The following is a 19,017-nucleotide window of genomic DNA, read 5'->3' on the forward strand; positions in this document are numbered from 1 at the left end:
CAGTAGGTTAACCGTTGATGCTCAGTTCGCCGCGCAGATCTTGCTGCATCAGGGCGCGGATTTGTTCCGGCGTCAGCGGCTGGCTCAGCAGGTAGTGCAGCTTGGTCAGGGCGGCTTCCACCGTCATGTCGAAACCACTGATCACCCCGGCGTGCGCCAATGCGTTGCCGGTGGCGTAGCCTTCCATATTGACGCGCCCGGAGATGCACTGCGTCAGGTTGACCACCACGATGCCGCGTTCGGAGGCCGCACGCAACTCGTCGATCAGCTCGGCTTTCTGCGGCGCATTACCGACGCCGTAGGAGCGCAGGATCAGCGCCTTGACCGGCTGCAGCAGGAAGTTACGCACCACCGCGCCGGAAATGCCCGGATAGATGGTGACCACGCCGATCGGCTGCGGCGTGATGTCGTGCACACGCAGCGCGCCGTTGCAAGCCGGGCTGTCGATGCCGTGCTGGCGGCGAATGTGGATGCCGGCTTCCAGCAGCGGCGGCAGATTCGGGGAGGCGAAGGCGTCGAAACCGTCGGCGTGCGCTTTGGTGGTGCGGTTGCCGCGGAATAGTTTGTTGTTGAAAAACAGGCTGACTTCGTTCACCGGATGGTTGGCCGCCAGATACAGCGCGTTGAGCAGGTTGGTCTGGCCATCGGAGCGCAGCTCCGCCAGCGGAATCTGCGAGCCTGTGACGATCACCGGTTTGGCCAGGTTTTCCAGCATGAAGGAAAGCGCTGACGCGGTGAACGCCATGGTGTCGGTGCCGTGCAGGATCACGAAGCCGTCGTAGCGATCGTAGTTCTGCTTGATGTCGTCGGCGATGTGCTGCCAGTCTTCCGGCGTCATGTCCGAAGAGTCAATCAGTGGCGCGTATTCGTGAATGGTGAAATCCGGCATTTCCGGGCGGTGGAATTCGGGCATCAGCGCCAGCTGGCGCTGCAGGTGGCCAGAAACCGGGATATAGCCGTGATCGGAACGCTGCATGCCGATGGTGCCGCCGGTGTAGGCGACGTAAATGGATTTCTTTTGCATGGTCATGATTTTAACAAAGATAAGATGGGCTGAATTATAGGGGCATAGCGGCAGAAAAAAAGCCCGGCGATGGCCGGGCTGCAGAATTATTTGTTAGCGGACTTCTCCGCAGGTCAGACAGATAGCATAACGGTTCTGCGGATCGTTCAGGTTATTGAACAAGCCCGGCTGCTCTTTCACCGCGTTGGCGACCGAAGCCAGCGGGGCGGGCAACATGGCCTGAATTGCCGCCGGCAACATGGCGTGAATGGACACGCCGAACTGGCTGAGCACCATATCGCTCAGGCTTGGGGTATCGACGAACCAGTCGAGCTGCCACTGCTGCAGCTTCGCCAGCTCGGCGGCTTTCTTCACCGCGTCGTCGAAATCGCCCAATTGATCGACCAGGCCGTTGGCCTTGGCGTCGCTGCCGAGCCAGACGTGGCCCTGGGCGATTTGGTCAACCTGTTGCGGGGTCATCTTGCGCGATTTGGCAACCAGATCGAGGAAGTTCTTATACCCGTTTTCGATATTCAGCTGCATCATCTGCGAGAACTCCTGCGGCAACGCCTTGGTGACCGCAATATCGGCCAGCGGCGAGGTCGCCACGCCGTCGGTGTGCACGCCCAGCGTATCCAGGGTTTTCTCGTAGGTATTGATGATGCCGAAAATGCCGATGGAACCGGTCAGGGTGCTCGGGCTGGCGATGATGTAGTCGGCCGGCGTTGAAACCCAGTAGCCGCCCGATGCGGCCATGCCGCCCATCGAGACCACCACCGGTTTGCCGGCGGCGCGCACGGCGGCCAGTTCGGAGCGGATCACTTCGGATGCGCTGACGCTGCCGCCCGGGCTGTTGACGCGGAACACCACGGCTTTGATGGCGGGATCCAGACGTGCCTGACGCAGCTCGGCGGCGGTGGTATCCCCCCCGACGTTACCCGGCGTCTGCGGGCCGTCCATGATGGCGCCGTTGGCGAAGACGACGGCGATCTTGCCGCCCTGGTTGGCGTCCGGCTTCGGCTGATAGTCGTAGATGCTGATGGCGTTGAAATCGTTCGCCTGTTTGTCCCAGCCGAAGGTCTTGACCAGCTGATTTTCGATCGCGGTGCGCGACGCCAGTTCGTCCACCAGCTTATTGTCCAACGCATAGCGAGCGGTGTCGCCACCGGCCGCCTGCAGGCCGCTCAGTACGCCGGCGGCGCCCGGGAACAGCTGCTGCGGTGTCAGTTGGCGGTTGGCCGCGACGGTCTCCAGGTAGTTCTGCCACAGACCGCCGATCCAACGGCTGTCCGCTTCGCGCGCCGCCGGGGACATATCGTCGCGGATCAGCGGTTCGACCGCCGATTTATAGGTGCCGACGCGGAAGATATTGGTGGTGACCTTGAGCATGTCCAGCAACGACTTGTAGTACAGGTTGTTGGTGGCGAAACCGTGCAGATCGACCGCGCCCTGCGGCGACAGGTAGACCTTGTTGGCGTAGCTGGCCAGATAGTATTGCGTCTGGTTGTAGCTGTCGCCGATGGCGAAGATCGGTTTGCCGCTGTCGCGGAACTCGCGCAGCGCTTTGCCGATGTAGCGCAGCGACGGCTGATCGGCGCCGGCGAAGTCATTCAGCTGCAACACCATGCCGGTAATGTTTTTGTCGTCTTTGGCCTTGCGGATGCTGTCCACCACGTCGAACAGCGAGTTTTCCTGCAGACGGCTGCTGGAGGCACCCAACAGCTCGCGGCCCCATTGCCGCACCCGGTTGTTTACCGAAGGCTGATCGACCACCACGCCGCTTAAATCGACCAGCAGCGCACCGCGCGCCGGGGCCGTCGAGGTGGAGGAACTTTGGAAGGACAGATAGATGCCGACCCCAACCAGGATCAGCAAGACCAGGAACAGGTTAAGGATCAGTTCCCTGATAAAATTCAGCAGACGCCATGTCCACCGGAAAATGCCGGCAATAATTTGCCACAATGTGCGCATGTGCTCTCCAACAAGAGTCGAGAATGTTCCGCTATCCTAATGAGCGGCCGGGTAAATGTCAGCTTTAAATCGTGGCACTCAGACGCTATCGCCGAGGCTGTAACTCGTCGTTTAGCTATGTTAACGTGGCCGGAATGAAAATTGTTATCAGGAGTTTACGATGGATGCTCTGGATCTTTTATTGAATCGCCGCTCGGCTTCGCGCCTGGCGGAACCGGCGCCGGCGGGGGAAGTACGCCAAAATATCATCAACGCGGGCCTGCGTGCGCCCGATCACGGCGCGCTGCAGCCGTGGCGTTTCGTGATGATCGAAAATCAGGGTCTTGAGCGCTTCAGCCAGCTGCTGCAGGCGGCGGCGAAGCAGGATCAACTGGACGAAGCGGCGATCGAAAAGGCCACTAAGGCGCCGTTCCGCGCACCGCTGATCATTACCGTCATCGCGCACTGCACTGAAGAAACCAAGGTGCCGCGCTGGGAGCAGGTGGTTTCTGCCGGCTGCGCGGTACAGGCAATGCAAATGGCGGCGTTGGCGCAGGGCTTTAACGGCATCTGGCGTACCGGCGCCTGGACCGAGCATGCGCTGGTGCGTGAAGCCTTCGGCTGCCGCGAGCAGGACGAGATCGTCGGCTTCCTTTATCTGGGGACGCCGCAGCTGAAGGCCGCCACCAAGGTGACGCCGCCGGACAACACGCCTTTCGTTAGCTATTTCTAAGTTTTTTCCAATGGGGCGCGGCGAAAATGCGCCAAACCCCGCAGAATTGCATGGTTTCTGAGCAGGCCGCTCGCTTATCGGCGGCCCGCTCTTATCAATCCCCTCGGCAAGCGCTACCCTATGTTATCTTGAGTGCCGTTACCGAAGGGAGTGGACTATGACATCGCCAGCGATCCGTTTAACCCAGTACAGCCATGGCGCTGGCTGCGGCTGCAAAATCTCACCGAAAGTTCTCGAAACCATCTTGCACAGCGAGCGGGAAAAGTTTGTCGATCCGCGCCTGCTGGTCGGCAATGAAACCCGCGACGACGCGGCGGTGTACGACATCGGCAACGGCGTCGGCATCATCAGCACCACCGACTTCTTCATGCCGATCGTCGACGATCCGTTCGATTTCGGCCGCATTGCGGCCGCCAACGCCATCAGCGACGTGTACGCCATGGGCGGTAAACCGATCATGGCGATCGCCATTCTCGGCTGGCCGATCGCCAAACTGCCGCCGGAAGTGGCGCAGCAGGTGATCGACGGTGGTCGTTTCGCCTGCCAGCAGGCGGGGATCGCGCTGGCCGGCGGCCATTCCATCGATGCGCCGGAACCTATTTTTGGCCTGGCGGTCACCGGCGTGGTCAATACCGAGCGGGTGAAGAAAAACAGCGCCGCGCAGGCCGGGGCGAAACTCTATCTGACCAAGCCGCTGGGCATCGGCGTGCTGACGACCGCCGAGAAGCAAAGCAAGCTGCGCCCTGAGCATCAGGGCCTGGCGACGGAAGTGATGTGCCGCCTGAACAAGCCGGGCGCCGACTTTGCCGAGGTGGCGGGCGTCACGGCGATGACCGATATCACCGGCTTTGGCCTGCTGGGCCACCTGAGCGAGGTGTGCCAGGGCTCCGGTCTGCAGGCGACGGTCTGGTTCGATCGGGTGCCGAAGCTGCCGGACGTCGAGGCGTATATTGCCGAAGGTTGTGTGCCGGGCGGCACCGGGCGCAACTTTGACAGCTATGGCCATCTGGTAGGCGAGATGAGCGGTTTGCAGCGCCAGCTGCTGTGCGATCCGCAAACCTCTGGCGGCTTGCTGTTGGCGGTAATGCCTGAGTCGGAGGCGCAGGTGCTGGCGATTGCCGGGCAGCACGGTATCACGCTCAACGCCATCGGGGAGCTGCATGTGGCATCGGCCGGTAAGCCGCTGATCGAGGTCGTGTAGTGTCCAACATGCAAGGAAGGCCGGACAGCGACGATTACCCACGCATTTTCCTGCAGGACGTGCCGCTGATTGACGTGCGCGCGCCGATCGAGTTTCAACAGGGCGCCTTCGCCCAGGCGTTGAACCTGCCGCTGATGGTCGACAGCGAACGCCAGGCGGTCGGCACCTGCTATAAGCAGCATGGGCAGCAAGCGGCGATCGCGCTCGGCCACAGCCTGGTGAACGGCAAGCTGCGCGAACAGCGCACCGCCGCCTGGCTGGCGGCCTGCGCAGAGCGGCCCGAAGGCTATATTTACTGCTTCCGCGGCGGGCTGCGCTCGCAGCTGGTGCAGCAATGGCTGCATGAGGCCGGCGTGGATTACCCGCGTATCATTGGCGGTTATAAGGCACTGCGCCATTATCTGCTCGGTGTACTAACGCAAAGCGCGGCATTGCCGATGGCCCTCGTGGGCGGCAATACCGGCAGCGGCAAGACGCTGCTGGTCAACGAACTGGCCGACGGCGTCGATCTGGAAGGCGCAGCGCGCCATCGCGGTTCATCTTTTGGCCGAACGCTGGCGGGACAGAGCTCGCAGATAGATTTTGAGAATCGTCTGGCTGTGTTATTGCTGAAAAAACAGCATGGTGGCAGCCGCCGTTGGGTGCTGGAAGACGAAGGGCGGATCATCGGTAGCAACAATCTGCCGTTGCCGTTGTTCAACGGCATGCAACAGGCGCCGGTGGCGGTGATCGACGATCCGTTCGATATTCGCCTGGCACGCCTGCAGGCCGAATATATCGACGGTATGCGCGAACAGTTCGAACAGGCCTATGGCGTGGAAGAAGGCTGGCGGCAGTACGACGACTATTTGCATCACGGCCTGTTCGCCATCCGCCGCCGTTTGGGCCTGGAGCGCTTCCAGCAGCTGACGCAGCGGTTGGAGGCGGCGCTGCGGGCGCAGCGCCTCAGCGGCCAGGGCGACGCGCACCGCGAATGGTTGGCGCCCCTGTTGCAGCAGTACTACGATCCGATGTATTGCTATCAGTTGGAAAAGAAAGCCCAACGGATCGTCTTCCGTGGAAACTATGCAGAAGTAAGAGAATTCTTGATGACGTTCAGCCAGAAAAACGGTGATTAATGCGACTGTTCATAGCCGAGAAACCGAGTTTGGCGCGCGCCATTGCCGACGTCTTGCCCAAGCCGCATCGCCGCGGCGACGGCTATATCGCCTGTGGCAACAACGACGTGGTGACCTGGTGCGTCGGCCACCTGTTGGAGCAGGCTCAGCCTGACGCCTATGACAGCCGCTATGCGCGCTGGTCGTTGGCAGATCTGCCGATCATCCCCGAAAAATGGCGCTTGCAGCCGCGGCCTTCGGTCAGCAAACAGCTCAACGCCATTAAAAAGCTGCTGCTCGAAGCCGATGAAGTGGTTCACGCCGGTGACCCGGATCGCGAAGGGCAACTGCTGGTGGATGAGGTGCTGGACTACCTGGATTTGACGGCGGAGAAGCGCCAGAACGTGCGCCGCTGTCTGATCAACGATCTCAACCCGCAGGCGGTGGAGCGTGCGGTCGAGCGCCTGCGCGACAACCGGGACTTTATCCCGTTGTGCGTGTCCGCGCTGGCGCGTTCGCGCGCCGACTGGCTGTACGGCATCAATATGACCCGTGCCTATACGCTGCTGGGCCGCAACGCCGGTTACGACGGCGTGCTGTCGGTGGGCAGGGTGCAGACGCCGGTGCTCGGATTGGTGGTGCGTCGCGACGAAGAGATCGAAAACTTCGTGCCAAAAGACTTCTTTGAGGTCAAGGCACACATCGTCACGCCGAAAGAAGAACGCTTTGTAGCGCTATGGCAACCCAGCGACTCCTGCGAACCTTATCAGGATGAAGAAGGGCGTTTGCTGCACCGGCCGTTGGCGGAGCACGTGGTCAAGCGCATCGAGGGCCAGCCGGCGCTGGTCACGTCCTATAACGATAAACGGGAATCAGATACCGCGCCGCTGCCGTTTTCGCTCTCCACGCTGCAAATCGAAGCGGCCCGGCGTTATAACCTCAGCGCCCAACAGGTGTTGGACGTTTGCCAGCGGCTGTACGAAACCCACAAATTGATTACCTATCCGCGTTCCGACTGTCGCTATCTGCCTGAAGAGCATTTTGCCGGCCGCCACGCGGTGCTGAACGCCATCAGTGTGCACCAGCCTGAACTGTACCCGCAGCCGGTGATCGACAGCGATCGCCGCAACCGCTGCTGGGACGATAAAAAGGTCGATGCGCACCATGCCATCATCCCCACCGCCCGCGCCGGCAAGATTAATCTGACGCAGGATGAACGGAACGTGTATGGGCTGGTGGCGCGCCAGTACCTGATGCAGTTTTGTCCGGATGCGGTGTTCCGCAAATGCGTGATCGAGCTGGATATCGCCGGCGGCAAATTCATCGCCAAGGCGCGTTTCCTGGCGGAGGCCGGTTGGCGTACGCTGCTGGGCAGCAAGGAACGCGACGAGGAAAATGAAGGCGCACCGTTGCCGGTGGTAGCTAAGGACGATGAGTTGCTGTGTGAGCGCGGTGAAGTGGTGGAGCGCCAGACGCAGCCCCCGCGGCCGTTTACTGACGCCAGCCTGTTGTCGGCCATGACCGGCATCGCGCGGTTCGTACAAGATAAAGCGTTAAAGAAAATCCTGCGAGCGACCGATGGTTTAGGAACGGAAGCGACGCGAGCGGGGATCATCGAATTGCTGTTCAAACGGGCGTTTCTGTACAAGAAGGGACGCTATATTCACTCCAGCGAAACCGGGCGCGCGTTGATTCACTCGCTGCCGGATCTAGCTGCGCGCCCTGATATGACGGCCAACTGGGAAGCCACGCTGACGCAAATCAGCGAGAAATCCTGCCGCTATCAGGATTTTATGCAGCCGTTGGTCGGCACGCTGCAAGAGCTGATTTATCAGGCCAAACAGAGCCGGGCGAGCATGGCGTTTCGTGGATTGCCGCCGCCGCCTTCCAGCGGAGGCAAAAAACGCAGGAAAAGCGCCGGCAAGGCGCAGGAGAAGAGTGAATGAAGCGTGGACTCAGTGGGGTATTGGCTGCCGCTGCCTTGATGTTTTCCAGCCTGGCAGCCGCCAATCGCGGCGATGTGGACGTGTTGTTACCGGTTTCGCCGGAGATTTGGGGCACGGCCAAAAGCGGCGTCAACCCGCCGCCGGCGCAGCCCTGCAACCGCTGTTGCGTCTACCAGAATCAAAACTATTCCGAGGGCGCGGTGCTTAAAGTGGAAGGGGAAGTGCTGCAGTGCGTGCGTGAGCCTAACACCATCGGCACCAACCCCTTGATTTGGGTGCGATTGAAGAAGTGACGATGTAACCTATCGCCGCGCTTAGCGCGCATCGCCTTGCGCGGCGATATAGTCCGCCAGCAGTGGAACGTCGGCGGGCGCCAGGGCGTATTCCTGCGCCTGTTGCGGCGTGACCCAGACCAGGGCCGAGTGACAATGCAGCTGCAATTCACCGGAGAACTCCGCGACTCGCCAGGCGTGCAGCCGGATGATGCGTTCGCCTTGCTGCCACTGATTGCTGCCCACATAGTCGCCAATACGGACGCAGATCCCCAACTCCTCATCCAACTCGCGCGCCAGCGCTTCTGGCTGGCTTTCGCCGGCTTCAACTTTGCCGCCGGGAAACTCCCACAGGCCGGCTTGATCGCTGCCTGCGCCGCGCTGAGCCAGCAAAATGCGGCCATTTTGTTCCAGAATAGCGGCTACCACGTCGATAATTTTCATTGGCTTCACAGAGTAAAACCCCGGCGAGCGCCGGGGCGATGGGGTTACAGCGTAAATTCCGCCCAGACCGGCGCATGGTCGGAAGGTTTCTCCATACCGCGGGTTTGGTAATCGATGCCGGTGGCGATGCAGCGCGAAGCCAGCGGGGTGCTGGCCAGCAGCAGATCGATACGCAGGCCGCGGTTGTCGTCGAACCCTTTGGAACGGTAGTCGAACCACGAGAATTCGTCGTTGCGCCCCGGGTTGGCGTGGCGATAGGTGTCCACCAGGCCCCAGTTCAGCAGGCGGTCCATCCATTCGCGCTCTTCCGGCAGGAAGGAACACTTGCCGGTGCGCAGCCAGCGTTTACGGCTGTCTTCGCCGATGCCAATGTCATAATCGCTCGGGCTGATGTTCATGTCCCCCATGATCAACACTGGGGATTCTGCCGACAGTTGTTGCTCCAGGTAGTTTTGCAGATCCTGATAAAAGCGCGTTTTAGCCGGGAATTTGATCGGATGGTCGCGGCTTTCACCTTGTGGGAAGTAGCCGTTGATCACCGTCAGCGTGCCCTGTGGCGTAGCCAGATCGGCCATGATGATGCGACGCTGCGCGTCTTCTTCATCGGTCGGGAAACCGCGGCGCACGGCCAGAGGCTCCGCTTTGGTCAGCAGCGCAACGCCGTAATGGCCTTTTTGCCCGTGATAGAACACGTGATAGCCGTGCTGGCTGACTTCTTCCAGCGGGAACATGTCGTCGTGAACTTTAGTTTCCTGCAGACCGATCACGTCGGGCTGGTGCTGTTCGATAATTGCCGCCAGCTGATGCGGACGCGCGCGCAGTCCATTGATATTAAAAGAGACAAACTTCATGAGCGGTGCCGTTTTCACGAGAAAAATGTGCTGTGATAGTAGCAGAGTTTGGCGGGGAATGTAACGCAGACAGCGGAGGGACCGCTGACTGCGCAGCGGGTTTATTTCGCCCAGCGGTCGTAATTTTTAGGTTGATAGTCGTCAAACTGTTGCAGCAGCGTTTGTGCCGATTCACTGATGTGCAGGGTACCGAGATAGTCGTGGCGCATAAAGCCCTGATCGGCGACGTGCTCGAGGAACTGGCTCAGCGGGCGGTAGAATCCGTTGACGTTCAGCAGGCCGACCGGTTTGTTGTGATAGCCGATCTGCCCCCAGGTCCAGATTTCAAACAGCTCTTCCAGCGTGCCGATGCCGCCGGGCAGGGCGATAAAACTGTCCGCCAGCGTCGCCATACGGGCTTTACGCGTATGCATGTCTGGCACCACTTCCAATTCAGTCAGGCCGCGATGCGCCGTTTCCGCTTCAACCAGGCGCTCGGGGATAATGCCGACAGCTTCACCGCCCGCTGCCAACACCGCGTCCGCCACGATCCCCATCAATCCTTTTTTGCCGCCGCCGTAGATTAAACGGCGCCCCTGTGCGGCCAGCAGCTGCCCCAGTTGACGAGCCTGCTCGGCATAAGCGGGATTGACGCCTTCGCTGGCACCACAAAAAACGCAAATATTGTTTCGCATCCACCTGTTCCTTACTGCACTAAAGAAGCCAGTGGTATAGCGAATTGTCGGCCGGAGTTCAAGTTACGGCTGGGAGTGAGGAAATAAAACATCGAGGTGAAAGCGGGGAATAAGGGGAGATACATTGAGTTTTATTGATACGAGAGCATTAGGGATGCGATGTGTTTTAAGGATGTACTTTAAGTGGGTTTGGGATTTTCTATAAAGAGAGGGTGGTGGGGGAAGGATGATTCGTCGCTGTGCGACTCACCCTGCGGGCCGCGCTGAAGCGCGTGGTCTCACTGCGTGAGACTCGAACCTTGTCGAAGCTTCTCATCCTCCCCAGTGCGGAGCAATATGGATGCGATGTGCTTTAAGTCGGTTTGGGATTTTCTATAAAGAGATGGTGGTGGGGGAAGGATTCGAACCTTCGAAGTCTGTGACGGCAGATTTACAGTCTGCTCCCTTTGGCCGCTCGGGAACCCCACCATGGTATTCATGGATTTACTGATTTTTTAAGGAATGGGCTAAATTCCTGTTGTGTGCTTCTAAGGATTACCGCGCTAAAGCGCGTTGTCTCGCTGCGCTCGGCTCGAACCTTGTCAAAGCTTCTCATCCTCCCCTCGGCGTTAAATGATATTTCAGCTTTCGCTTCAAGTTCATCAACAAAGAGAAGATGGTGGTGGGGGAAGGATTCGAACCTTCGAAGTCAGTGACGGCAGATTTACAGTCTGCTCCCTTTGGCCGCTCGGGAACCCCACCATATACATGGCTATTTAACTGGCCTAGCTTGCGAGAGCGCTGTCTCGGTAAGCGGGGCGCATCATACCAAATGAAGCGGATGTGTAAAGCATTGAAATGCAGAAAATGAATCGTTTGCCGTTTTTTTATTCTTGGCGGTGCATCCCTGAACGAAATGCACCGATTTATTGAGCGATTACAGAATAACGGTGCGGTTGCCGTAGACGAAGACGCGCTGCGCCAGCACCTGATACAGCGCGCGGCTGAGCACATTTTTCTCCACGTCGCGGCCGGCGCGCATCATATCCTCGGCGGAATAGGTGTGATCGACATGGATCACGTCCTGCATGATGATCGGGCCTTCGTCGAGATTGTCGTTAACGTAGTGGGCGGTGGCGCCGATGATTTTTACCCCGCGCTCGTAGGCCTGGTGATAAGGGCGCGCGCCGATAAACGCCGGCAGGAACGAATGGTGAATGTTGATCACCTGATTCGGATAATGTTGCACGAAGGCCGGGGTCAGCACGCGCATATATTTGGCCAGCACTACGTAATCCGGCTGATATTGATCGATCTTGGCCGTCATTTCGCGGTCATGCTGTTCACGCGTCAAGCCTTCGTGGCTCACCAGATGGAAAGGAATATCGAAACGCTCCACCAGCGATTGCAGCGTGTCGTGGTTGCCGATCACGGCGGCGATTTCAACGTCGAGGCCGCCATAGGCGCTTTTCATCAACAGATCGCCCAGGCAGTGGGCCTCTTTGGTGACCAGCACCACGATGCGACGGCGCCCGGTGCTGTGCAGCTCACGCAACGAACCTTCCGGCAGCGCGCTGTCCAGATCGGCCAGCAGCGTGTTGTCGTTGAAAATGCCTTCCAGCTCGGTGCGCATGAAGAAACGCCCGGTGCGGTGATCGACGAACTCATTATTCTGAACGATATTGAGTTCGTGCTTGTAACAGATGTTGGTGATCTTGGCGATCAGCCCTTTGGCGTCCGGGCAGATGGTGCGTAACACTTTTCGTTGTACATTTTGGTGTGGCATGGGTTTGAGGATCCTGTCTGATACTGAACGGCCTGTCTTCGCAGGCGTAAACGTGAAGCGCCGGCCGGCTAGCGCCCGCAGCACTTCTTGTATTTTTTCCCTGAGCCACAGGGACAAATCGCATTTCTGCCGGGCTGGGGTTTGGTGCCGTCGATATAATACCAACGTTGATCGCGACGAAGGAAGCGCGAGCGCTCATGCATCGCCTGCGGTTCGCCGCTTTCGCCATCGATAAAGCGGGCGATGAATTCGACGAAGCCTTCATCCGGCTCATGACCGGCTTTCTCTTCCACGATCGTCAGGCCCAGCCATTCGGTATTTTTAAAGCTGTCGACGATTGCATTGCGCCACGCTTCGGCGCCGCAGTCGGGGTGCCAGGTGGCGATCAGATAGTCGACGTTATGATTTACGTAGGCGGTGAAGCGTGAACGCATCAGCTGGCCGGGCGTCGGCGCCGGCTGATTGCCGCTGATAAAGGGGGCGCAGCACGCGTTATACGCCAGTCCGCTGCCGCATGGGCATGATTCGGGCAAAATAACTCCTGAGAACACGAGGCAGAAAATGAATTTAGCGCATATGTTACCTAACAATATTCGTCAGTGACAATCTACCCTGAAAGCAGTGAATACCTTTCACCGAGAGGATGGCGCTATGCGGCAAATCAAGATCGGACTGGCGCTGGGGGCGGGATCGGCCAAAGGCTGGGCGCACATCGGCGTGATCAATGCGTTAAAGAAACTGGGAATTGAGGTCGATATCGTTGCCGGCTGCTCTGTCGGCGCGTTGGTGGGCGCGGCGTTCGCCAGCCATCGCCTGCCGGCGATGGAGCAGTGGGTGCGGTCGTTCAGCTATTGGGACGTGATTCGTCTGATGGATTTTTCCTGGCAGCGCGGCGGCCTGTTGCGCGGAGAACGGGTGTTTAACGCTGTCGGACAGCTGTTGAAGATCAATGATATCGCCGAATGCGCGTTGAAGTTCGGCGCCGTGACGACCAATCTCAGCACCGGGCGCGAGCTGTGGCTGACCGAAGGCGATATTCATCAGGCGATACGCGCTTCCTGCAGCATGCCTGGCCTGTTGGCGCCGGTATGGGCCGACGGCTATTGGCTGGTGGATGGCGCGGTGGTCAATCCGGTGCCGGTGTCGCTCTGCCGCGCTATGGGCGCCGATATCGTCATCGCGGTCGATCTGCAGCATGACGCGCACCTGATGCAGCAGGATCTGTTCTCGATACGCATTGAGGAAGAAAACCCGGACGATGCGCCTGCCGCCACCTGGCGCGGGCGTTTGCGGGAGCGCATCGGCAGAATGCGGCAGCGCAAACCGGCGACGGCGCCGACGGCGATGGAGATCATGGGTACCTCGATTCAAATGCTGGAAAATCGCCTGAAGCGCAACCGCATGGCGAGCGATCCGCCGGATGTGTTGATCCAACCTTTTTGCCCGCAAATCTCGACGCTGGATTTCCACCGTGCCGATGAAGCGATCGAGGCAGGGTTACTGGCGGTGGAAAAACAACTGGATCGGTTGTTGCCGTTGATAAAAAATAGATAATTCTCGGTTCTCGGTTGGCAATGCGTGGTCAGTCTGTTTCAGACGAGCATAAGTGACCTTTTTGAGCCACTATTACACTATGGAAAGGGACGAGGCTCGGCTGATGGCATTACCACTTACTCACAAGCGCATCTTGATCGTTGAGGACGAACAGGTTTTTCGTTCAGTGCTGGTCGGTTATTTGGCCTCGCTGGGTGCTGAAACCGGCGAGGCGACCAACGGTTTAAAGGCGTTGAGTGCCGTCGACGACTTCAAGCCGGATCTCATCCTGTGCGATCTCGCGATGCCGGAAATGGGCGGTATCGAATTCGTTGAACACCTGCGTTTGCAGGGGATACAGATCCCGGTGCTGGTGATCTCGGCCACCGACAAAATGGCTGACATCGCCAAGGTGTTGCGCTTGGGTGTGCAGGATGTGCTGCTCAAGCCGCTGACCGATCTCAATCGCCTGCGTGAAGCGGTGCTGGCGTGCTTATACCCCAATATGTTCACCTCCCAGGCGATTGAAGAGGTTGAGCTGTTTCAGGATTGGGATGCGCTGAGCAAAAACCCTTCCGAAGCCGTCAAACTGCTTAAACAACTGCAACCGCCGGTACAGCAGACCATTGCGCATTGCCGGATCAACTATCGGCAGTTAACCACCGGTGAAAATCCCGGCCTGGTGCTGGATATTGCCGCGTTGTCAGAAAAAGACCTGGCATTCTATTGCCTGGACGTCACGCGCGCCGGCGATAATGGCGTATTGGCGGCATTGCTGTTGCGCGCATTATTTAATGGCTTGCTGCAAGACCATCTGGCTAATCAACAGCATCGCCTGCCGCAAATGTCGGCATTGTTAAAGCAGGTTAATCAATTATTGCGGCAGGGGAAATTAGACGGCCAATTCCCGCTGCTGTTGGGATATTACCACGCCGAAAATAAAAACCTGATCCTGGTGTCCGCCGGGCTGCATGCCAACGTCAATACCGGCGACAATCAAATTCAGCTGAGCAATGGCGTACCGCTGGGGACGCTGGGGGCTACCTACATGAATCAGATCAGCCAACGTTGCACCGCCTGGCAATGTCAGGTATGGGGCAGCGGGGGCCGATTGCGGCTGATGCTCAGCGCTGAATAACAGGCAGCGATCGGCGAGATCTTAAGCTATTCACTTATCTGCAATTAAACCGTTTATTTATTCTCCGGATTATCCGAACGGGTAATAGTCCTAAATGTTTTCGATTTGTGTTCTGGCTAATGCTCGGCGCGCATAAGCTGGTATACTCCGGAGGTTTTTTTATATCGAGCCCAGGCTCATAAAATGAGCGCTTTAGCTTTAAGAGAGGAAATAATGCCTGCTGTAAATCGCAAAGTCAGAAAAGCCGTGATCCCGGTTGCAGGCTTGGGTACGCGGATGTTACCGGCCACCAAAGCCATTCCAAAAGAAATGCTGCCGCTGGTTGATAAACCGCTGATCCAATACGTCGTCAATGAGTGTATTGCGGCAGGGATTAACGAGATTGTGCTGGTCACCCACTCCTCCAAAAACTCGATCGAAAACCATTTTGATACCAGTTTCGAACTGGAAGCGATGCTGGAAAAACGCGTCAAGCGCCAATTGCTGGATGAAGTGCAATCGATCTGCCCGAAAGGCGTTACCGTGATGCAAGTCCGTCAGGGGAATGCCAAAGGTTTGGGGCACGCTATTATGTGCGCCTATCCGATGGTGGGTGATGAGCCGGTTGCGGTGGTGCTTCCGGACGTGATACTCGACGAATACAGCGCCGATCCGAAAAAAGACAACCTGCGCGAAATGTTGCAGCGCTTCGAGACCACCGGCGTCAGCCAGATCATGGTTGAGCCCGTGCCGCATAAAGATGTCGGAAACTACGGCGTAGCCGATTGTAAAGGTGTCAAGCTGCAACCGGGCGAAAGCGCGCCGATGGTCAGCGTGGTCGAGAAGCCGTCGCCGGATAAAGCGCCTTCCAACCTGGCGATTGTCGGTCGTTACGTGCTGTCCGCCGATATTTGGCCGCTGTTGGCGAAAACGCCTCCAGGCGCCGGCGACGAAATTCAGCTGACTGACAGCATCGAAATGTTGATGCAGCAGGAAACGGTGGAAGCGTATCACCTGAAAGGCGTGAGCCATGACTGCGGTAACAAATTGGGTTACATGCAGGCATTTGTGGAATACGGCATGCGCCATGCCAGCCTGGGCAAAGAATTTTCTCAGTGGCTGCAACAGGTTGTTGCCGCTGACAAGAAATAATTGCGTGATGTTTCGTCTTAATTTGAAAAACTAGGATTTTCACATGAAAGTAACAGTTTTTGGTATTGGTTATGTGGGTCTGGTGCAGGCCGCCGTGCTGGCTGAAGTTGGCCATGACGTTATGTGCATTGACGTCGATGAGCGAAAAGTCGAAAACCTGAAAAAAGGCAATATCCCGATTTTTGAACCGGGTCTGACGCCGCTGGTGCAGCAAAACTATGAGGCCGGCCGTCTGCATTTCACTACCGATGCCAAAGCGGGCGTGGCGCACGGGAACATCCAGTTCATCGCCGTCGGTACGCCGCCGGATGAAGATGGTTCCGCCGACCTGAAATACGTCACTGCGGTTGCTCGCACCATCGCTGAGCACATGACCGATCGCAAAGTGGTGATCGACAAATCTACTGTGCCGGTCGGCACGGCGGACAAGGTGCGTCAGGTGATGGCGGATACGCTGGCGAAGCGCGGCAGCAACGTGCCGTTCGATGTGGTGTCCAACCCTGAATTCCTGAAGGAGGGCGCTGCGGTGGCTGACTGCATGCGCCCCGAGCGCATCGTGATCGGTACCGATAATAAAGAGGTGATCGAACCGATTCGCGAACTGTACGAGCCGTTTAACCGCAATCACGATCGTATGATCATGATGGATATCCGCAGCGCGGAGCTGACCAAATATGCCGCCAACTGCATGCTGGCGACCAAAATCAGCTTTATGAACGAAATGTCCAATCTGGCGGAAATGCTGGGCGCGGACATCGAGAAAGTGCGCCAGGGCATCGGTTCTGACTCACGCATCGGTTATCACTTCATCTACCCTGGCTGCGGCTACGGTGGTTCTTGCTTCCCGAAAGATGTCCAGGCCTTGATCCGCACGGCCGAGCAGATCGGTTATCAACCGAAGCTGTTGCAGGCGGTAGAGCAGGTCAACTATCAACAGAAAGACAAGCTGAACAGCTTTATCAAAGACTATTTCGGCAGCGATCTGAAGGGTAAAACCTTCGCGGTGTGGGGGCTGGCGTTCAAGCCGAATACCGATGACATGCGTGAAGCGTCCAGCCGCGTGCTGATGGAGCATCTGTGGGCTGCTGGCGCCACCGTTCAAGCCTACGATCCGGAAGCGATGAACGAAGTTCAGCGCATCTATGGTCAGCGTGACGACTTGAAGCTGATGGGAACCAAAGAAGCTGCGTTGCATGGCGCCGATGCTCTGGTGATCTGCACCGAATGGCAGAATTTCCGCGCGCCGGACTTCGACGTGATCAAGAGTGCGTTGAAACAGCCGGTGATCTTCGATGGACGTAACCTGTACGATCCGGAGCGTTTGGAAAATCGCGGCTTTACCTACTACGCGATTGGCCGCGGAGCCTCGATTAAACCGGTTATTTAAGGAGTGGGTATGAAATTCCTGGTTACAGGCGCCGCAGGGTTTATTGGTTATCACGTTGCAGAGCGTTTATTGGCTGCCGGGCATCAGGTTGTCGGCATCGATAACCTGAATGATTATTATGATGTGGGCCTGAAAATGGCTCGTCTGGACAGACTGACGGATAAGCCGGGATTCCGCTTTATCAAGCTGGATTTGGCTGACCGTGAAGGTATGGCGGCATTGTTTGCCGAGCAGCAGTTCCAGCGAGTCATTCATTTGGGTGCTCAAGCCGGCGTGCGTTATTCGCTGGTTAACCCGTTGGCTTATGCGGATGCCAACCTGATCGGCCATTTGAACGTTCTGGAAGGCTGCCGTCATAATAAGGTCGAGCATTTACTTTACGCTTCCTCCAGCTCTGTTTATGGCCTCAATCGCAAGCTGCCGTTTGCTACCGAAGATTCTGTCGATCACCCTGTGTCACTGTATGCGGCCACCAAAAAAGCCAATGAATTGATGTCACACAGCTACTCGCATTTATACGGTCTCCCGACGACGGGGCTACGCTTCTTTACCGTATATGGTCCTTGGGGGCGTCCGGATATGGCGCTGTTCAAGTTTACCAAGGCCATATTGGCGGGGGAGAGTATCGATGTATATAACCACGGTGAAATGCACCGTGACTTTACTTACATCGATGATATCGCCGAGGCGATTGTGCGGCTGCAGGCGGTTATTCCGCAGGCAGATCCGTCATGGACCGTTGAACAGGGATCGCCGGCGACCAGTTCCGCGCCGTATCATGTTTATAATATCGGCAATAGCGCTCCCGTTAAACTGATGGAATATATCACGGCGTTGGAGCAGGCTTTGGGGGTAACTGCCCGCAAGAATATGCTGCCGATGCAACCTGGCGACGTGATGGATACCAGCGCGGATACCGCAGAGCTTTATCGTGACATTGGTTTTAAGCCGGAAACCAGCGTTGAAGAGGGTGTGAAGCGCTTTGTTGATTGGTATAAGGCATTCTACCGGGTTCAATAATTGAACGAGGTATATGCGATAAAGGGGCCTTAGGGCCCTTTTTTTCGCTGGAACTTCATGCAAGGAGGAAAATGCGAATTAGGATATTTACTAAAAGGAAAGGGATGAGGCGGAGCACGGCTATAAGCTTTAAAATGAAAAGGCCCCCCGCAGGGAGCCTTTCAGATACGGGCTGAATCGCTATTACAGCAGGAAATCATCCAGAGATTTACCTTGCTCTTCGATAGCTTTCTTAATCACCGCAGGAGTACGGCCTTGGCCGGTCCAGGTTTTCAGCTCGCCGTTTTCGTCTTTATATTGGTATTTAGCAGGACGTGCTGCACGTTTTGCTTTACCGGCAGCCTTGTTGGCAGCCATGGTTTGCAGCAGTTCATTCGGATCGATACCGTCAGCAATCAGCATTTCGCGGTATTGCTGCAGTTTACGGGTGCGTTCTTCGATTTCTGCTTGAGCCTGGCTGTCTTCTTCGCGACGTTCGTTCACAACAACTTCCAGTTTCTCGAGCATTTCTTCCAGCGTTTCCAGCGTGCATTCTCTTGCCTGGGCGCGCAGAGTGCGGATGTTGTTCAAAATCTTTAATGCTTCGCTCATTGTCCTAGTCTCAAATTATATTGGTGGGGGGCGTCTCGATAATAATAGAGTGCTATTTTCTTTTCTGCAATAGCCAAATTGACTTGAATACTCAAATTTACCTTTTAAAAAACCGTTAATCGGATCTGTCCGACTAATATAGGAAGGGCTGTTAACTATTACCCTCGCTGCACTTAAGTCAAAATTTCAGCAGACATGCTTTAAAAGGCGCGCGTCGCAAGGCTTTCATCGATAAGTTATCGACGTAATTTATATCAATATTACAATGGGTTCTGTGGGCT

18 protein-coding genes, 2 tRNA genes and 1 other RNA gene are annotated in these 19,017 nt (G+C 57.2%); 10 read left to right on the forward strand and 11 right to left on the reverse strand.

Annotated features, from left to right (window positions below; translation table 11 throughout):
- Positions 1-7: 7 nt before the first annotated feature.
- Together ansA and sppA are read right to left on the reverse strand one after the other, a co-directional pair.
- Positions 8-1,024, reverse strand: a complete 1,017-nt coding sequence (gene ansA / locus ACYF6X_RS06600; protein WP_047730911.1) for an asparaginase — start codon at positions 1,022-1,024, stop codon at positions 8-10.
- Positions 1,025-1,117: 93 nt separating this feature from the next.
- Positions 1,118-2,974: a signal peptide peptidase SppA gene (sppA, locus tag ACYF6X_RS06605; RefSeq protein ID WP_103101069.1), complete on the reverse strand. Its 1,857-nt coding sequence runs from the start codon at positions 2,972-2,974 to the stop codon at positions 1,118-1,120.
- 160 nt (positions 2,975-3,134) lie between these two features.
- Here sppA and ACYF6X_RS06610 point away from each other — a divergent pair, with 160 nt between their 5' ends.
- The 5 genes from ACYF6X_RS06610 (at position 3,135) to ACYF6X_RS06630 (ending at position 8,223) form a co-directional block, all read left to right on the forward strand.
- Positions 3,135-3,686, forward strand: a complete 552-nt coding sequence (locus tag ACYF6X_RS06610) for an NAD(P)H nitroreductase (protein ID WP_130018091.1) — start codon at positions 3,135-3,137, stop codon at positions 3,684-3,686.
- Between the two features lie 157 nt (positions 3,687-3,843).
- Complete coding sequence (gene selD / locus ACYF6X_RS06615) at positions 3,844-4,887, forward strand: selenide, water dikinase SelD (protein ID WP_130018090.1); 1,044 nt, start codon at positions 3,844-3,846, stop codon at positions 4,885-4,887.
- Between the two features lie 8 nt (positions 4,888-4,895).
- Positions 4,896-6,005: a tRNA 2-selenouridine(34) synthase MnmH gene (gene mnmH, locus ACYF6X_RS06620; RefSeq protein ID WP_063990121.1), complete on the forward strand. Its 1,110-nt coding sequence runs from the start codon at positions 4,896-4,898 to the stop codon at positions 6,003-6,005.
- Positions 6,005-7,930 carry a DNA topoisomerase III gene (locus ACYF6X_RS06625; RefSeq protein WP_043142985.1) on the forward strand — a complete coding sequence of 642 codons (1,926 nt, stop codon included), beginning with the start codon at positions 6,005-6,007 and terminating at the stop codon, positions 7,928-7,930. The genes mnmH and ACYF6X_RS06625 overlap by 1 nt, the downstream gene beginning before the upstream one ends.
- Positions 7,927-8,223, forward strand: a complete 297-nt coding sequence (locus ACYF6X_RS06630; protein WP_130018089.1) for a YnjH family protein — start codon at positions 7,927-7,929, stop codon at positions 8,221-8,223. Before ACYF6X_RS06625 ends, ACYF6X_RS06630 begins: the two co-directional genes overlap by 4 nt.
- A gap of 21 nt (positions 8,224-8,244) precedes the next feature.
- Here ACYF6X_RS06630 and ACYF6X_RS06635 read toward each other — a convergent pair whose 3' ends face one another.
- The 8 genes from ACYF6X_RS06635 to ACYF6X_RS06670 form a co-directional block, all read right to left on the reverse strand.
- Entirely contained in the window at positions 8,245-8,646 is a 402-nt protein-coding gene (locus tag ACYF6X_RS06635) for a pyrimidine (deoxy)nucleoside triphosphate diphosphatase (RefSeq protein ID WP_063990118.1), read from the reverse strand.
- Between the two features lie 44 nt (positions 8,647-8,690).
- Positions 8,691-9,497: an exodeoxyribonuclease III gene (xthA, locus tag ACYF6X_RS06640; RefSeq protein WP_033634797.1), complete on the reverse strand. Its 807-nt coding sequence runs from the start codon at positions 9,495-9,497 to the stop codon at positions 8,691-8,693.
- 101 nt (positions 9,498-9,598) lie between these two features.
- Positions 9,599-10,171 carry an LOG family protein gene (locus ACYF6X_RS06645; RefSeq protein WP_130018088.1) on the reverse strand — a complete coding sequence of 191 codons (573 nt, stop codon included), beginning with the start codon at positions 10,169-10,171 and terminating at the stop codon, positions 9,599-9,601.
- Positions 10,172-10,381: 210 nt separating this feature from the next.
- Positions 10,382-10,508, reverse strand: a non-coding RNA gene (locus ACYF6X_RS06650) — RtT sRNA.
- A 46-nt stretch (positions 10,509-10,554) separates the two neighbouring features.
- A tRNA-Tyr gene (locus tag ACYF6X_RS06655) sits at positions 10,555-10,639 on the reverse strand.
- A 188-nt stretch (positions 10,640-10,827) separates the two neighbouring features.
- Positions 10,828-10,912, reverse strand: a tRNA-Tyr gene (locus ACYF6X_RS06660).
- 175 nt (positions 10,913-11,087) lie between these two features.
- Complete coding sequence (gene purU / locus ACYF6X_RS06665; protein WP_016927485.1) at positions 11,088-11,936, reverse strand: formyltetrahydrofolate deformylase; 849 nt, start codon at positions 11,934-11,936, stop codon at positions 11,088-11,090.
- A gap of 68 nt (positions 11,937-12,004) precedes the next feature.
- Complete coding sequence (locus tag ACYF6X_RS06670) at positions 12,005-12,469, reverse strand: YchJ family protein (RefSeq protein WP_063990115.1); 465 nt, start codon at positions 12,467-12,469, stop codon at positions 12,005-12,007.
- Between the two features lie 118 nt (positions 12,470-12,587).
- On the opposite strand from ACYF6X_RS06670, the gene rssA reads away from it, so the two are divergent.
- The 5 genes from rssA to ACYF6X_RS06695 all read left to right on the forward strand — a co-directional run bounded on the left by rssA (position 12,588) and on the right by ACYF6X_RS06695 (position 18,145).
- Positions 12,588-13,490, forward strand: coding sequence for a patatin-like phospholipase RssA (gene rssA, locus ACYF6X_RS06675; RefSeq protein ID WP_063990114.1), 903 nt, complete (start codon positions 12,588-12,590; stop codon positions 13,488-13,490).
- A 103-nt stretch (positions 13,491-13,593) separates the two neighbouring features.
- On the forward strand, positions 13,594-14,607 hold the full coding sequence (gene rssB, locus ACYF6X_RS06680; RefSeq protein ID WP_130018086.1) for a two-component system response regulator RssB: 1,014 nt from the start codon (positions 13,594-13,596) through the stop codon (positions 14,605-14,607).
- Positions 14,608-14,820: 213 nt separating this feature from the next.
- Positions 14,821-15,738: a UTP--glucose-1-phosphate uridylyltransferase GalU gene (galU, locus tag ACYF6X_RS06685; protein ID WP_060423820.1), complete on the forward strand. Its 918-nt coding sequence runs from the start codon at positions 14,821-14,823 to the stop codon at positions 15,736-15,738.
- Positions 15,739-15,781: 43 nt separating this feature from the next.
- Positions 15,782-17,125 carry a UDP-glucose dehydrogenase family protein gene (locus tag ACYF6X_RS06690; protein WP_130018085.1) on the forward strand — a complete coding sequence of 448 codons (1,344 nt, stop codon included), beginning with the start codon at positions 15,782-15,784 and terminating at the stop codon, positions 17,123-17,125.
- A gap of 9 nt (positions 17,126-17,134) precedes the next feature.
- Positions 17,135-18,145, forward strand: a complete 1,011-nt coding sequence (locus ACYF6X_RS06695; RefSeq protein ID WP_107226313.1) for an NAD-dependent epimerase — start codon at positions 17,135-17,137, stop codon at positions 18,143-18,145.
- Positions 18,146-18,328: 183 nt separating this feature from the next.
- Here the strand turns inward: ACYF6X_RS06695 and hns are convergent, their stop codons facing one another.
- On the reverse strand, positions 18,329-18,736 hold the full coding sequence (gene hns, locus ACYF6X_RS06700) for a histone-like nucleoid-structuring protein H-NS (protein WP_004932170.1): 408 nt from the start codon (positions 18,734-18,736) through the stop codon (positions 18,329-18,331).
- Between the last annotated feature and the right edge of the window lie 281 nt (positions 18,737-19,017).

This window comes from Serratia sp. ID 25-353 (assembly GCF_054792795.1).

Coding starts and splice junctions, on each gene's coding strand:
- mnmH (WP_063990121.1), top strand. CDS start 4,896: ATGCAAGGAAGGCCGGACAGCGACGATTACCCACGCATTTTCCTGCAG.
- purU (WP_016927485.1), bottom strand. CDS start 11,936: ATGCCACACCAAAATGTACAACGAAAAGTGTTACGCACCATCTGCCCG.
- ACYF6X_RS06625 (WP_043142985.1), top strand. CDS start 6,005: ATGCGACTGTTCATAGCCGAGAAACCGAGTTTGGCGCGCGCCATTGCC.
- ACYF6X_RS06690 (WP_130018085.1), top strand. CDS start 15,782: ATGAAAGTAACAGTTTTTGGTATTGGTTATGTGGGTCTGGTGCAGGCC.
- xthA (WP_033634797.1), bottom strand. CDS start 9,497: ATGAAGTTTGTCTCTTTTAATATCAATGGACTGCGCGCGCGTCCGCAT.
- sppA (WP_103101069.1), bottom strand. CDS start 2,974: ATGCGCACATTGTGGCAAATTATTGCCGGCATTTTCCGGTGGACATGG.
- ACYF6X_RS06610 (WP_130018091.1), top strand. CDS start 3,135: ATGGATGCTCTGGATCTTTTATTGAATCGCCGCTCGGCTTCGCGCCTG.
- galU (WP_060423820.1), top strand. CDS start 14,821: ATGCCTGCTGTAAATCGCAAAGTCAGAAAAGCCGTGATCCCGGTTGCA.
- ansA (WP_047730911.1), bottom strand. CDS start 1,024: ATGCAAAAGAAATCCATTTACGTCGCCTACACCGGCGGCACCATCGGC.
- rssA (WP_063990114.1), top strand. CDS start 12,588: ATGCGGCAAATCAAGATCGGACTGGCGCTGGGGGCGGGATCGGCCAAA.
- ACYF6X_RS06695 (WP_107226313.1), top strand. CDS start 17,135: ATGAAATTCCTGGTTACAGGCGCCGCAGGGTTTATTGGTTATCACGTT.
- ACYF6X_RS06630 (WP_130018089.1), top strand. CDS start 7,927: ATGAAGCGTGGACTCAGTGGGGTATTGGCTGCCGCTGCCTTGATGTTT.
- selD (WP_130018090.1), top strand. CDS start 3,844: ATGACATCGCCAGCGATCCGTTTAACCCAGTACAGCCATGGCGCTGGC.
- ACYF6X_RS06645 (WP_130018088.1), bottom strand. CDS start 10,171: ATGCGAAACAATATTTGCGTTTTTTGTGGTGCCAGCGAAGGCGTCAAT.
- ACYF6X_RS06635 (WP_063990118.1), bottom strand. CDS start 8,646: ATGAAAATTATCGACGTGGTAGCCGCTATTCTGGAACAAAATGGCCGC.
- rssB (WP_130018086.1), top strand. CDS start 13,594: ATGGCATTACCACTTACTCACAAGCGCATCTTGATCGTTGAGGACGAA.
- hns (WP_004932170.1), bottom strand. CDS start 18,736: ATGAGCGAAGCATTAAAGATTTTGAACAACATCCGCACTCTGCGCGCC.